The sequence below is a fragment of the uncultured Chitinophaga sp. genome, assembly GCF_937898475.1.
Classification (GTDB): domain Bacteria; phylum Bacteroidota; class Bacteroidia; order Chitinophagales; family Chitinophagaceae; genus Chitinophaga.
On sequence record NZ_CALEJS010000026.1, the window covers coordinates 41,908 to 55,542 of the forward strand.

Below are 13,635 nucleotides of genomic sequence, written 5' to 3' on the forward strand. Positions count from 1 at the left end.
ACAATAACTTATTCCTATGACTATCCCTGCTTCAGATGCACAACCGGCTACCGAAGTCATTTCCCTCCCGATACTTCAACAGATCATGCCGAGGGCCAGACAGAACATCCTTACCCAGTTCCATGAGGAGTTTAACCTGCAAATGCCTACATACGCCATTACAACGCCCTTAAGGATTGCCGCGTTCATCGCCCAGGGCGCCCATGAAAGTGGTGAACTGAATGCGCTGGTGGAGAATATGAACTATTCCGCCCCGAGGATCGTACAGGTATGGCCCAGCCGTTTCCCCACCGTTCAGAGTTCACAACCGTACGCCAATAACCCGGAGAAGCTGGGTAACAACGTATATGCCAACAGGATGGGCAATGGCGAACCGGCAACCGGCGATGGATTCCGTTACCGTGGCAGGGGATGGTTCAATGGCACCGGTAAAGGTTTTTACCAGAAGATGACGCAGCTTACCGGGGTGGATTTTGTAAGCAATCCAGATCTGTTTGCTACCCCTAAATATGCAGTAATGTCTGCCTGTGTGGAGTGGAATAAGCTTAACCTGAATCCCCTGGCGGATGTACAGGACTTTAAGCAGATCACCCTTAAGATCAATGGCGGTTACACGGGGCTGCAGGACCGCATCATGTATTATGATAGGGCTAAGAAGGTGTTGGGAGTGCAGGCTTAAGCGCCGCCCTTTCCCTGCGCCGTTCCAAAACCTCTTCTCGTCATTTCTCCCCAGGCGCGCTTCTTCATAAAATAATCGTAATAGCCGCGGATGGCAGACCATACCACAAAAGGATGGAAGACGAAAGGTTCTGAAAGCGCCGCCAGTACCAGCTTCCATATTTCCTTTCTGCGGTGGTACTGGTTATAGGTGGCAACCTCAATATAAATCGCGAAGATGGAATTAAGGTAACCGAAGAAAATGATGAACAGCAGGAAGGCAAAGAACAGATGCCAGTTGATCAGTCCTACCCACGCCATCACCAGGAAAGCGATCATGCCCGTAAATTCTATTACCGGCGCCAGCATCTCGAAAAACAGCCAGTAAGGATAGCTTAGTACACCCAGCAGATCATAACGGGGGTTCATGAACATTTTACGATGAAAGCGCAGGGTCTCTATCGTGCCCCGTATCCAGCGGTTCCGCTGGCGGCCCAGTATGCTGGTGTTTTCCGGCGCCTCCGTCCAGCAGAGCGGGTCAGGTATATAGGTTACTACATAAGGTTCGTTTTGTTCATGCATATATCTGCGCATGCGGGCAACCAGCTCCATATCCTCACCTACGGTATGGGTGTTATACCCGCCGCAGCGGATGGCGATCTCTTTGTCAAATGCGCCAAATGCGCCCGATATCAGCAGCAGGCCGTTCAGCTGTGCCCAGGCCATGCGGCCTAACAGGAACGCCCGTATGTATTCCAGCGCCTGCATACGGGCCCAGTAATTCTCCGGCAGGTAAACCCGTGCCAGGCGCCCGTCTTTCACCACGCAGGAATTGGCGATGCGGATCACTCCCCCGGAGGCGATCACCTTCTTACCATCTTTTTCTTCCAGGAAGGGCTTTACCATTTTCAGGATAGCATCCTGCTCAAGGATACAGTCTGCATCTATGCAGATAATATAATCGTTGCCGGAGACATTGATCCCTACATTCAGTGCATCTGCCTTGCCGCCATTCTCCTTATCCACCACCACCAGCTTGTTATACGCAGGGTGCTTTGTTTTATATACGCCTCTTACTTTTTTGGTGGGAATACGGCTGTTCACAAAGAAATCCACTTTCTCCAGTCCATAGGCGGCTATCAGCCGCTGCAGGCTGTCGTCTTTGCTGCCGTCATTGATCACTACCACTTCCAGCTTGTTATAGTAAAGGGAGAGTAGCGACCTTACGTTGTCAACAATGTTAGGGCCTTCGTTATAGGCGGGCGCCAATATGCTGACAGAAGGCGCGTAGGCGGAGGAAGCCAGCAGGCGGTAATCCGTAAAATCATTTTTATGCAGGTACTTTCGAACCGCAGCAATAGAATTGATGCCAATGAAGATATAAAAGATAACCAGCGCAACAGAGTACAGAAATATGCCGGAAGTAAGAACGATCGCTAATTTTTCTGCTATACTCATCGTGCCATTTCGCTTTTAATGTGAAGGTAGAGCTGATCATAGGTATCTCCCGGTTCAAGGGAACTTACCTTTACAAGTGCTTCGCCGTTGTGGCAGCATTTCATCATGATCCTGGCGGCCTGCAGCTGTACGCCCGGATCACCGTCTTCCAGGAGGGTTTGCAGGAAAGGTAGTTCCTTATCTGTTGCCATGGAGGCCAGGCTTTTCAGGATGGTGTTACGGTTGCCGGGAGTTTCCTCAGCGTATCGTTGTATTAAAACAGAAGGCGTGTTTTCATCGCCCACCCGTACCAGGGTTTTAATGGCCTGTTCCCGCAGTTTTTCGCGATGGTCTTTCAGCAGGGTGATCACATCCTCCAATACGTGCATCTGTTGGTACAGCCCGGCTAGTTTCAGGGCAAAAAGCACTACATCCGGGTTGCCGGCATTCAGCCAGATGGAAAGGTGCTCCAGGTTGCCCGGATCCAGGGGTGTGAGCTGGTCTATCAGTTTCAGCTGTTGCCAGTCGTTCATGGGCCTGGTCAGCGTATCCAGGAAAATCAGGCCGTCAAATCCTGCAAAGGCCAGTACGGCTGTCTGGGATTCCATTCTCACATAGGCGTTATGGTGGTTGGTATGCCTGGCGATGGCTGCCTGCATATCACGCTGTTCCATCATGTACAGCTCGTAGATGCCCGCTGCTTTGTGGTACCACAGCGGGCTGCGGAACTTGGCGATGGAGTCTGCCTTCAATCCCATTTTTTCGTACAGCCATATAATGTTCCTGCCCGCGTGGCCTGCCAGGTTCTTTTTGGTGCTGATCAGCTGATTGATGGCATATTGCCGGGCAATTTTGTTTTCGCGTCCGGGCGCCAGCCATGGCGGTGTAACAAAAGTGTCGTCATGGGGAAAGTCTTCCGTTAGCAGGTGGCTGAGCCACTCATCAAAAACGGACTGTACCTGTTGTTCTATCTGGTATTTCTTTCGGCGTTTACGGAGGAGGATGCCAGTTCTTAGTAGAATCACCAGTATCACCACTATAAAAATGGCGGTATAGATATAAAGCAGTTCTGGATGTATGTTGCCCGGACTGGTCAAGAGAAATGTGTTTGATGGCGGTTATTTGCCTGAGAGTTTCTTCACCCTGATTGACAGCTCAGTGAGGCTGAACGGTTTGGTCATGTAGTCGTCCGCCCCCAGCTTGAAGGCTTCTTCTACAATGTCTTCCTGTCCCATAGCAGAAAGTACGATCACCTTGATGGGCTTATCTGCCACGTCTTTCACTGCACTGACTATTTCGAGTCCGGATGCGCTGGGCAGCATAATATCAGTGATCACCATATCGGGCGGGTTGGTTCTGAGGTTTTCCAGCGCGGTGGTACCTTCAGCACAGGAGATTATATCGTGTCCATCCTTTACCAGTCTTATTTCAATGGTTTTGCGGATCAGGTTGTCATCCTCTGCAAGTAAGATTTTCATACAAATGTGGATTGAGGTATTCGGTCTTCTTCGGCCTTATTTATGTGCACTAAGTAAATATACTAAAAAGGCCATATTCCGTGCCAAATATACCCTGAAAATCAACGCTGCAGCCCCCGCTTAAATTAGGGATGGTGAAAGCTGGTTAGGAAATTATCGATAACTTTAATGACGAATGCACCTGTTACTATGATGAATATTCCCCGTTTGTCAAAAAGAGGATGGCTCTTCCCCCTGATGTTCTGTTGTACATTTCTGCGGGCGCTTGCCCAGGACCCGCGTTCTTCCGACCAGCTGTTCCAGGAAGCCCGCAAAGCAGCCTTTGACGATAAAAATTATCCGCTGGCAATTCAACTGAGCCGCCTGGCATTAGCTAAAAGTCCTGACTACAGCGATATCCGCGTGTTCCTGGGCCGTGTATACACCTGGACCGATCAACCTGACAGCGCCCGTGCAGAGTTTCACTATGTGCTGCAGGCGCATCCTGATTATGAAGACGCCTATGTGGCTATTACCGATCTGGAATACTGGAATGACCGCCCGGATACTGCGCTTGCATATGTGAACCAGGGATTGCAGCATTATCCCCGTTCTGAAGAATTGCTGCTACGCAAGGCGCGTGTACTGGTGGCTAAAAAGGAATTACAGGCGGCGGCAGAGACGGCTAACCAGCTGCTGACTGTCAACGCTTCCAACGGGCCTGGCAGGGCGCTGCTGAACAGCATCAAAGACCAGGTGCGCAGGAACAAAATTGATCTCAGTTACGACTATACCTATTTTGATAAACGTTTCGATCAGCCCTGGCACCTGGCCAGTATCGGGTACTCACGGCAAACAAAGCTGGGAACCGTAATAGGCCGGCTTAACTACGGCCATAAGTTTGGAGAGGATGGACTGCAGGGGGAGATAGAAGCTTATCCACGCATTTCTCCTACTTTTTATTCCTATGTGAATGCGGGTTATTCGGGCAGCGATATCTTTCCGAAATACCGGGCCGGCTTTTCTCTCTTCGCCAACCTGCCTGCTGCCTTTGAAGCGGAGCTGGGTTTCCGCTATCTCTATTTTGATGATGCCGTATGGGTATATACAGCGTCTGTAGGCAAATACTACCGTAATTTCTGGTTCAACCTGCGTACTTATCTAACGCCGGGAGAGGGCGAGCTGTCCCGCTCCTTTAACTTCACCACCCGCTACTATACCACCGGGGCAGATGATTTTATTACGCTCGGTCTTGGCACCGGTATCTCGCCGGATGATCAGCGCAATAACATCAGCTATTCCATCAACACCAGCCTGATGTCTTACAAGCTGAACCTGGGCTATCAACGTACGGTTGGCAGGCAGAACATTATCGGGGCAATGGCTACCTGGTACTATGAAGAGTTCCGGCAAAAGACCTATGGCAACCAGGTCAATATCGGCATCATCCTGCAACGCCGGTTCTGAAGGATTACTTCGTATAGGCTTTATAAAGAGAATCAGGTATCAGCTGTTTGCGCTGCAGCATCTTATCGTTTTTATCCAGGTAATAGTTGAAGCCGGATACCAGGCGCTTTTGCATGGTATCATCCTGCACAGGCTCCAGGTCCATATTGGGCAGTATCCTGAACAGGTTACCACTGTTCACCATCCAGGTGCCGTCTACATAATCCACCAGGTCATTTTTTGTCTGCATTAAAGGATAGTGATGCAGGTTACGGAAATTGCGCGCAGTATCCAGTCCGCTGCCTACCCAGCTAACCTGTTGCGGCGCAGAAAATCCCGGGTATGTGCGCAGGTAAGCCAGCAGGCTGGGTGTGATGTCAAAATGCGAGGATATAGCGCTGAAGGTGGCGCTGCGTGTGAGCAGGGGAGAGAAGATGATGATAGGAGCATGATAGCGGTCTATCTTGGAGCGCATGGGTATTTCCGGGAGGCGATGATCACCGGTGACCAGGAAAATGGTATGGCGATAGTCCGGTCTTTGTGCAAAGGCCTGGAAGAAGCCGCGCAGACAATCATCCATATACATCACGGACGTATATACGTCGCGGTACTGCAGGAAAGCGCTCATTCTTGCTGTATCTGCACCCTGCTGCCGCATCCGGGCGGTAGCCAGCTGCTGGTAATGATCCTGTTCAGGTACCTGGAAAGGGGAGTGGGTAGAAACCGTCAGCAATACATCCAGCCTGGCTTGTGTTGTATCTGCCGGGGTGCTGTCCAGGTATTTACGGAACAGCGACTGATCTGTATATCCCCAGCTGAAGCCTGCATAGGCAGGAAGTTTTTCATAGCCGTTCCCGAAATTAGTCTCGTGTATAAGGCTGTCTATTCCTTGTTTTTGCACAAACAGATCCATCTTGTCAAAGGCTGCATTGCCCGAATAAAAGAAGCGGGTACGGTAGCCGTTATGCCGGCTGATGTTCAGCAATGTCAATGCCGGCGGCATATCTGCGCCCTGCTCGTTGTATCCGCTTCTGCCAAAGGGCAGCGATCCCAGGACCGTAGGCAGTACGGCAAATGTTCTGCCGCCGCCGCTTAAACCGTTTTCCCAATACAGGCTATGTTGCGCCAGCGAATCGATAAAGGGCGTAAAACTGCCAAGGTATGCGTTCTTGCCAGAGAATGCACGGCCCAGGCCTTCTACCAGTATGATCACAATATTGGGTTTCCGCGCGCTGTCTGTCTGCAGAAAGGGGCCCAGAACGTTGGGCGTATTTGCTTCCCGTAAAAAGGGATAAGTATCTCCGCCTACGTATTTGTAGTCTGCCGGGACGGCCAGATCAGCCATATTGCCTGAGCGGCGTTCCGGGAAGAAATATTGTCCTGAACGGGTCAGGAAGTAACCTGTTTTATTCAGTGCTGCATTACCGGTGTATTCTGTGCCCAGGTGGTTGGCCGTCAGCTCACGTGAAACAGGCAGCCTGAAGAAGAACAGGCAAAGCAATACGAACCAGAATCCGCGCCGGTCGCCTTTAACCTGGCGGCGTGCAATGAATAAGATCAGGAGGGCAATGGTGGCCAGTAATGCCAGCAGTAATGCAAGAAAGGCAGGCTTGAAAGATCCGGCTGCGGCCCCTATTGTAAGCTTGATATCGTCAGCGGTATAGCCGTATATATCTGCTCCCAGCAATATAGATGTTTGCTGAAAGTAGATGATGAGTGCAATACTGGTGATGGCATACACCGCTACCAGGAAGAGATAGAGGCCATTGGCCAGTTTACTGCTGATAAACATGTATAAAAACAGGTAGGGTATTGCGACCCAGCGTACAATGCTCGCAAACGTGAATACATCTGTGCGTAATGCCTGGTAGAGCATGATGCCCGGCAGCTCCTGCAGTTTGCCTGTAAGCCGCAGCCCCAGCAAATCTACCAGTCTGAGGAAAAGTATGGTCGCCAGCAGCAGGGCTGAATACAGCAGGAAGCGGTTAAAAGCGGGGATCCACTGGTGTAGTGCAGGAATTTTCATAATTACTCAGATAGAATTTTGCATCAGCTTTTTACAGTATGGCAGTTCCCGTAGTATTTCCTTTACCAGGCGTTCGCGTTCGGGCGCCTGCATTCCGGCTCCTTTTTCCAGCTGCTGGCCCAATTCTGCCAGTCTGGTAAGGCCAATGGTAATACCCAGTCCGTACAGCTTATGACCGATATGAAACAGCTCTCTTTCCTCCTCCATACCTGCCTGGAGGATCCGCTCTTCCAGTTTGTTCAGCTCTTCCAGCCCGGTGCTGATCACATGTTTCATGAGTGCTTCATCCACTTCTCCGCCAAGGTAATAAACCAGTACATCTTTATTGAAATGCTCTTTGTCGCGGTTAATGTCTGCCCCGTTTAGTCCGCCCTCGCCGGCGTCAACAAAGTAGCTCCATTTCTCCAGTATGGTGATCATGTCTTCTTCCACGAATGGTTTGGGCAGAAAATCGTCCATGCCTGCCGCCAGGCATTTTTCCCTTTCTCCCTTTACATTGCCGGCGGTGAGGGCTATGATGGGCAGGCTGGCGCCATAGGTTTCCCTGATCTTCCGCGTAGCTTCGTAACCGTTAAGTCCCGGCATCTGGACATCCATGAATACGAGGTCTGGCTTGTTTTCCAGGGATAAGGCCACTACTGCATTACCGTCTTCCGCTTCCCGGATCACGGCGCCGGGGGCGGCCCTTTTTATGATTGTTTTGGCCAGCATCATGTTCACCGCGTTGTCTTCCGCGATCAGGATCTTCAGCGGCCTGTTCTGCAGCTCCACGCTTTCTGCTGCTGCAGCGGTAGCGACTTGTTCCTTCTTCCTGTAGATGCCAGATAATGCATTGTACAGGTCTTTCATTTTGATCGGCTTGGTGAGGCGCTGCGTTACCTGGTATTTTTCACAGGCCCTGATCACAATATCATCATCTGCTGAGCTATGCAGCAGGATAATGGGTTTGGATGCATTCGGCTCTTCAAACTGTTCCCTTATTTTCTGGATGGTTTCCAGTCCGTCCATATGCGGCATATGATAGTCTATGATCAGCACGTCATGGTTTGTATTGACAGACAGCAGTTCCAGGGCTTCCAGTCCATGCCTGGCCTGGTCTGATGTAATGTGTTGCAATAGCAGCATCTGGCTGATGATGATGCGGTTATGCTCATTATCGTCTACGATCAATACTTTCCGTATACGTTCGGTGCCTTCCCATTGTATCTGCTCTTCATACTCGGCTTTCACCGGTATTTCAAAGCTGAAAACAGAACCCTGTCCGGGTGCACTTTGCAGCTGCAAACGGCTGTTCATTAGTCCAAGCAGCTTATTGGAGATATTCAGTCCGAGACCCGTGCCGCCATATTTTTTGGTAATGGAAAGATCGGCCTGCGAAAAGGCTTCGAAGATCTTGCGCTGGTGTTCAGGTGCAATGCCGATACCCGTATCCCGTACCTCGAAGCGCAGTAGGATATTGCCTTCGCTGTAGGGGTTGACGGGCGTGATCTTCAGTTCTATTTCGCCCTTTTCAGTGAACTTAACGGCATTGGTGAGCAGGTTCACCAGCACCTGCTTCAGTCTTACGGCATCTGTCCATATGTACCTGGGAAGATCGGGAGACAGATTGAGCAGCATTTCTATATCCTTTTTCTGCAGCTGGTATTTGAGCATATCGCTTACCTGGCTGCTCATTTCGGGCAGGTCGCATTTGCTGATGTCCAGCTCCAGTTTTTCAGCCTCTATCTTTGAGAAATCCAGGATATCATTGATGATGTTGAGCAGGGTGTTGGCAGATTCATTGACGATGTTGAGGTATTGGTACTGGTTTTCGCTGAGTGTTGTTTTCAGCAGCAGGTCGGTAAAGCCGATGATGCCGTTGAGGGGTGTCCTGATCTCGTGGCTCATATTGGCAAGGAATTCCGATTTGGCTTTGCTGGCCTGTTCGGCCAGTTGTTTGGCTACTCTGAACTCTTCACGGCGTAACCTTTCGCCGGTAATGTCTTCTGTAAAGATCATGATGCCGCCAACAGTGTTGTCGTACTGGTACCAGGGGCGAACTTCCCAGCGGAGGTATTGCTCCTGCTCAGACCAGGAAGGGCGCCAGGGGTCTTCTTCGTTTCGCTCGATAGCGCCCTGGAGCGCCCGGTAATGGACCTCTCTCCATTGCTCCTGCAGATCGGGGAACACATCGTACAGCGCCCTGCCTTTCAGCTCCTGTCCCTGCAGCCGGTAATCTTCCAGGAACTGGCGGCTGCAGGTAATAAAATGCAGGTTTTCATCCAGCATGGCTACGGCGGCGGGTACGTGGGCCACAAAGGAGGCGAGCTGGAGTCTTGACTGCTGCATTTCGATGAAGATCTTCATGCGGTCGGTAATGTCCTGTATGGTGCCGAATATACGTTTGCAGCGGCCGTTCACGAATTCAGAGTGCCCGATGGAGCGTATCCATATTTCCCGCCCGGTTTTAGTTAGCAGTTGCAGTTCAAGATCCCAGCCTTTTCCCTGGCGGATGGCCTCATCAACGGCGGCGGTTAGCAGCTGCCTGCTTTCTCCCTCTTTGTGAAAGGAGAAGATGGCGGGCAGATCCGGTTCAAAATCTTCCGGCACCTCCAGTATCTGCTGTGCGATGGACGAGCCGAATAAGCGTTGCGTTTCCATGTCCAGCTCCCAGAAACCGATGCGGGCTACTGAATTGGTTTGTTCCAGTGCTTCCTTGGTGCGTTTCAGGTTGCGTTCCAGTTTATGCATTTCCGTAATATCGAGGGCATTGCCTATCACGTATTCTTCCCCGTTATCATCTTTTATCAGTACGTTATTGAACAGCCATATCCTGGTGGAACCGTCGCGATGGCGGGTGTGCATAATGCCTTTTACCCGGATGTCTTTCCGGATCTGTTCCAGGTATTGACGGAGGCCGGTATGGTATAGGGCTGGTATAATATCGAACAGCGTTTTATTTTCCACCTCTTCCAGCGTGTAGCCGAGGTCTGTAGCGCTGGCAGGATTAACCGCCAGCAGTTTGCCTTCCAGGTTATGCAGGCACATCAGGGCTTCAGCATGTTCAAAAAAGGCGCGGTATTTTTGTTCGCTGACCTTTAATGTACGTTCGCTGGCGGCTTTCCGTACCAGGAGGGCAGCGGCGTCGGCAACTGCGGAAAACAGTTCCCGTTGTTCCTCGTTTAATGCCGCCGGAAGGGGATCCATTACGGCCAGTACAGCCGCCGGAGCGTCCTGTTCATTTTCCAGCAGGGCGCCCGCAAAAGCCCGGAAGCCCGGTGGGTTGCTCATGCTTTTTCTGAGGGTGGGTTCCAGCAGTATATCTTCCTTTTCAAAGAAGGGTCGGTTTTGTACAACGGCATGGCAGAGCAGTTGCTCCATCGCATTGCAGGGTTGGCCGTCCGGGTGATGCCAGCGCCCCTGTTCATCGGGGAAGTAAATGGCAGCCGAGCTTTTTTTGCATACGGTAGCCGCCAGCCTGATGATCGGTGTTATATCATCATTTGAAAAAGGCATAACGCAGGATGGTTTGCAGGATACAGGAATTTATTGCCGCAAAAATGGCACCACAGGATGGCGTCCATAGGATGATGCAGGTGATCGGTATTTTCGAACATGGACAGTAGCAGGCTTATGACTCTCTGTACTAAATATAACGAATTATTCTACCGTGGCAATATTTTTATCCGGTATGGAGGTGGGGGAGTAAGTAGAATAATCGGATATTTGCCGGATATTTATTCCGTATGGACACCACAGTATATCTATTGCTTCGCCTGGCCATCGGCGCCAGTATGTTTGGACATGGCCTGGTACGTTTACCGAAGTTGCATGGTTTCAGCGCGTGGATGCTTAACAGTTTTGAGAAGTCTATGTTGCCTGCCGCCCTGGTGCGGCCTTTCAGCTATGCTTTGCCGGTGGCAGAATTTGTGATCGGCCTGCTGCTGCTGGCGGGTCTCTTTACCAGGCAGGCATTGATTGCGGGGGCACTCGTAATGGTGATGCTGATCATCGGTACCACCCTCACAGAGAACTGGGATGCGCTGCCATCACAGCTGATTCACGTGGCATTCTTCGCTTTGCTGTTACAGTATGCCAGCAGTAACCGCATATCGCTTGACCGGCTTTTTTCCGGCAGGTAACTACTGTTGTACTTCAATCGGCGGGGTAAGCGGCTCACAGCGAGCTGCTTATTCTCCCTAACCCATTGAATCTCTTGTCATTCGAAATATCCACAAATGTTAATAACTCTGCCTCTCAATTCTTTTCCGAAAGGCATCTTTCGTTTATATTTGCCGGTATGACAAGTCAAACTTTGTTGAAAAGAACCGGTGCCACCCGCCTGGCCATGATTCCATTGGTACATCTACGTTTTCACATAACCGCACATCCGCAGCAAAGCGGCAATTGCTAAACAATATATTTTATCACCACCAAACCATCCATCATTGAACGGCTGGACAGTTGTTCTATTTTGGGAGCTGGACGTTGGTATTTGGAATTTTACACAAGATGCGCAGTGAAGATATTGCATACACCTTGAACACGCATCCTGCATTCCAGATGGTCAGGTTGCAGAACGCCCGCTGGGTGCTGCCCCTGCTGTATAAGGTGTTCAAGGAAGATAACCGCTTCCTCGTAGAGGAACGAGCGCTCATCCAGCTGGTGGCTGAAGCCCTCTCCAGCCACACAGAGGGTACGGAGAACCTGGAAGAGGCCAATATCACCTTCGGCGAGAATGAAGAGGCCCGCAGCCGTAAATACATCCTCAACTGGGTACAGAAAAGGATCCTGCAGGATTTCACCGATGCAGAAGGCGCCGTACAATACCAGCTCAGCGCCAATACCGAGCGCGTGTTCCAGTGGCTTACCGGCCTGCAGAACCGCCAGCACGTAGGTACGGAAAGCCGTTTTAAACTGCTCTTTAATTCCCTGCGCGACATCGTAGAGCATACAGAAGACGATGTGCGTAAAAGGCTGCAGATGCTGAAAGATAAACGCGCTGAAATTGATAAGGAGATCAAAGCCATTGAGCTGGGCATTGCGCCGGACAGCTACAACAACGCACAGGTGCAGGAAAGGCTGGAACTCTTTACCCGCCTTTGTTACGAGCTGATAGGCGATTTCCGCGAAGTGGAAGATAATTTCAAGCAGATACACCGCTCTATCGTAGAGCATCATACGCGTACAGAACAGCATAAAGGCGCCATCGTTGGCTATGCCTTTGAAGCGTACGACGCCCTGCGCAACAGCAGCCAGGGGAAGAGCTTTTATGCCTTCTGGGACTTCCTTATTTCCCGCGCCGGACAGGAAGAATGGAAAGAGCTGACCAGCCAGCTGCTGGAACTGGTGCATGAACGAGACATCCCTGCGGACGAAGCGTTTATTCATGACGTAAAATCCATGCTGCTACAGCAGGGCCGCACCGTATACGATGCCAACGATAAAATGGCAGAAAAGCTGAGCCGCATTATCTCTGAAAAGGAGATTGCCCGCCACCGCCGCCTGCGCCGCCAGATCAGCGCCATCAAGGAAATGGCCTTCGACCTGATGGACCGCGCAGATGTTCCCTGCGGCATCACCATTGAGGAAGGCGTGGAGATAAAGATGATCATGGACCGTAAACTGCAGATGGCGCCTAAAAAAGCGCCTGCCACGGTGTTACAGCCCGTTGCCGCCGCAGAACAGATAGCCGATCCGGAACGACTGAGCCGCGCACTCAGCACGCCCTTCATCGATAAGAGGATATTGTGGAGTAAAGTGGAACAAGCCCTGCACAAGCAGAAAGTGGCTTCCCTGCGTGAGATACTGGAAATGAACCCGCCGGAGCATGGCCTGGCAGAAGTGGTAGGCTATTTCCGCTTCCTGCGCGAGTTCCCGAATAAAGTTAGTGTGGTAAGCACTGCCACAGAACTGATCCCCATCAACAGCGATCAGACCCGGTTTGTGGAAGTGCCGTATTTACTGTTTAATTCCTGAGCAAATGACAACACCTGCGAGACTGCTGCCTTTTACGGCAGTACTGATAAAATTACTCAAAGGCCCGGTAGAATACCTGGAGAAAAGCAGCTGGGAAAAACTGCTGAAGCACAAGAACGAGCTGCAGACCTTCCTGCTGCCACTGGGCCTTACCCTGGTGCTGGATGAAGAAGACGGTTATGCATTTGTAAAACATGCGCTGCCCGAAGAAGAAGATGCAGGCATCAGCTGGATACAACGCCGTACGCTTACCTATGAGGAAAGCATCATGCTGGTTTTGCTACGTGAGATGATGGCCGAATTTGAAACCGGTGAAGCCACCACCCGTGAGCTGATCCGTAAACGCCGTGAAATAAAGGAATACGCCTCGCTCTTCTTTAAAGAGAATGCCAGCCGTGTAAAATTCCTCAAAGAAATAGACCGCCTGATAGACAAGGCAGAAGAATTCGGCTTCCTCTACCGGGAAGAGGCACACGAAATACCGGACGAACAGCGCTTCCGGATCTGCAAGATCATTAAAGCGCGCATCAGCACAGAAGTGCTGGATGACTTTTACCGGCAATTAAAAAGTTTAGAAGTTTAAAACGTTTAAAACGTTTAAGGTTTGCGGTTTGAAGGTTAGTTGAAAGTTTGAAGTTCATGAAGTAGTCTTAC

General features: G+C 50.8%; 10 protein-coding genes. 5 read left to right on the forward strand and 5 right to left on the reverse strand.

The genetic code is table 11. The annotated features are described in order from the left end of the window. Positions 1-16: 16 nt before the first annotated feature. Complete coding sequence (locus tag Q0577_RS17470; protein ID WP_298738425.1) at positions 17-679, forward strand: hypothetical protein; 663 nt, start codon at positions 17-19, stop codon at positions 677-679. On the opposite strand, the gene Q0577_RS17475 is transcribed toward Q0577_RS17470, so the two are convergent. From Q0577_RS17475 to Q0577_RS17485, 3 genes are read right to left on the reverse strand one after another with little or no spacing between them, the layout of a single operon-like run. Next, positions 676-2,115, reverse strand: a complete 1,440-nt coding sequence (locus Q0577_RS17475; protein ID WP_298738426.1) for a glycosyltransferase — start codon at positions 2,113-2,115, stop codon at positions 676-678. The genes Q0577_RS17470 and Q0577_RS17475 overlap by 4 nt on opposite strands. Beyond that, on the reverse strand, positions 2,112-3,191 hold the full coding sequence (locus tag Q0577_RS17480; RefSeq protein ID WP_298738428.1) for a HEAT repeat domain-containing protein: 1,080 nt from the start codon (positions 3,189-3,191) through the stop codon (positions 2,112-2,114). The genes Q0577_RS17475 and Q0577_RS17480 overlap by 4 nt, the downstream gene beginning before the upstream one ends. 21 nt (positions 3,192-3,212) lie before the next feature. After that, positions 3,213-3,572 (reverse strand): response regulator transcription factor, encoded by a 360-nt coding sequence (locus Q0577_RS17485; protein WP_298738429.1) that lies wholly within the window; start codon positions 3,570-3,572, stop codon positions 3,213-3,215. A 168-nt stretch (positions 3,573-3,740) separates the two neighbouring features. Here Q0577_RS17485 and Q0577_RS17490 point away from each other — a divergent pair, with 168 nt between their 5' ends. After that, positions 3,741-5,018, forward strand: coding sequence for a YaiO family outer membrane beta-barrel protein (locus Q0577_RS17490; protein WP_298738430.1), 1,278 nt, complete (start codon positions 3,741-3,743; stop codon positions 5,016-5,018). A 4-nt stretch (positions 5,019-5,022) separates the two neighbouring features. Here Q0577_RS17490 and Q0577_RS17495 read toward each other — a convergent pair whose 3' ends face one another. After that, positions 5,023-7,023 (reverse strand): LTA synthase family protein, encoded by a 2,001-nt coding sequence (locus Q0577_RS17495; protein ID WP_298738432.1) that lies wholly within the window; start codon positions 7,021-7,023, stop codon positions 5,023-5,025. Positions 7,024-7,029: 6 nt separating this feature from the next. Continuing rightward, positions 7,030-10,518 (reverse strand): response regulator, encoded by a 3,489-nt coding sequence (locus tag Q0577_RS17500; RefSeq protein ID WP_298738434.1) that lies wholly within the window; start codon positions 10,516-10,518, stop codon positions 7,030-7,032. A 230-nt stretch (positions 10,519-10,748) separates the two neighbouring features. Here Q0577_RS17500 and Q0577_RS17505 point away from each other — a divergent pair, with 230 nt between their 5' ends. The 3 genes from Q0577_RS17505 (at position 10,749) to Q0577_RS17515 (ending at position 13,564) form a co-directional block, all read left to right on the forward strand. Continuing rightward, complete coding sequence (locus tag Q0577_RS17505) at positions 10,749-11,144, forward strand: DoxX family protein (protein ID WP_298738436.1); 396 nt, start codon at positions 10,749-10,751, stop codon at positions 11,142-11,144. A 370-nt stretch (positions 11,145-11,514) separates the two neighbouring features. Continuing rightward, a complete protein-coding gene (locus Q0577_RS17510) occupies positions 11,515-12,981 on the forward strand; it encodes a DUF3375 domain-containing protein (protein ID WP_298738439.1) in 1,467 nt (488 codons plus the stop codon). A gap of 4 nt (positions 12,982-12,985) precedes the next feature. Continuing rightward, entirely contained in the window at positions 12,986-13,564 is a 579-nt protein-coding gene (locus Q0577_RS17515) for a DUF4194 domain-containing protein (protein WP_298738441.1), read from the forward strand. The last annotated feature ends 71 nt before the right edge of the window (positions 13,565-13,635 follow it).

Excerpts from the sequence above, each read along its gene's own strand:
- Q0577_RS17470 (WP_298738425.1), top strand. The coding sequence starts at position 17 with ATGACTATCCCTGCTTCAGATGCACAACCGGCTACCGAAGTCATTTCC.
- Q0577_RS17475 (WP_298738426.1), bottom strand. The coding sequence starts at position 2,115 with ATGAGTATAGCAGAAAAATTAGCGATCGTTCTTACTTCCGGCATATTT.
- Q0577_RS17485 (WP_298738429.1), bottom strand. The coding sequence starts at position 3,572 with ATGAAAATCTTACTTGCAGAGGATGACAACCTGATCCGCAAAACCATT.
- Q0577_RS17490 (WP_298738430.1), top strand. The coding sequence starts at position 3,741 with ATGACGAATGCACCTGTTACTATGATGAATATTCCCCGTTTGTCAAAA.
- Q0577_RS17495 (WP_298738432.1), bottom strand. The coding sequence starts at position 7,023 with ATGAAAATTCCTGCACTACACCAGTGGATCCCCGCTTTTAACCGCTTC.
- Q0577_RS17500 (WP_298738434.1), bottom strand. The coding sequence starts at position 10,518 with ATGCCTTTTTCAAATGATGATATAACACCGATCATCAGGCTGGCGGCT.
- Q0577_RS17505 (WP_298738436.1), top strand. The coding sequence starts at position 10,749 with ATGGACACCACAGTATATCTATTGCTTCGCCTGGCCATCGGCGCCAGT.
- Q0577_RS17510 (WP_298738439.1), top strand. The coding sequence starts at position 11,515 with ATGCGCAGTGAAGATATTGCATACACCTTGAACACGCATCCTGCATTC.
- Q0577_RS17515 (WP_298738441.1), top strand. The coding sequence starts at position 12,986 with ATGACAACACCTGCGAGACTGCTGCCTTTTACGGCAGTACTGATAAAA.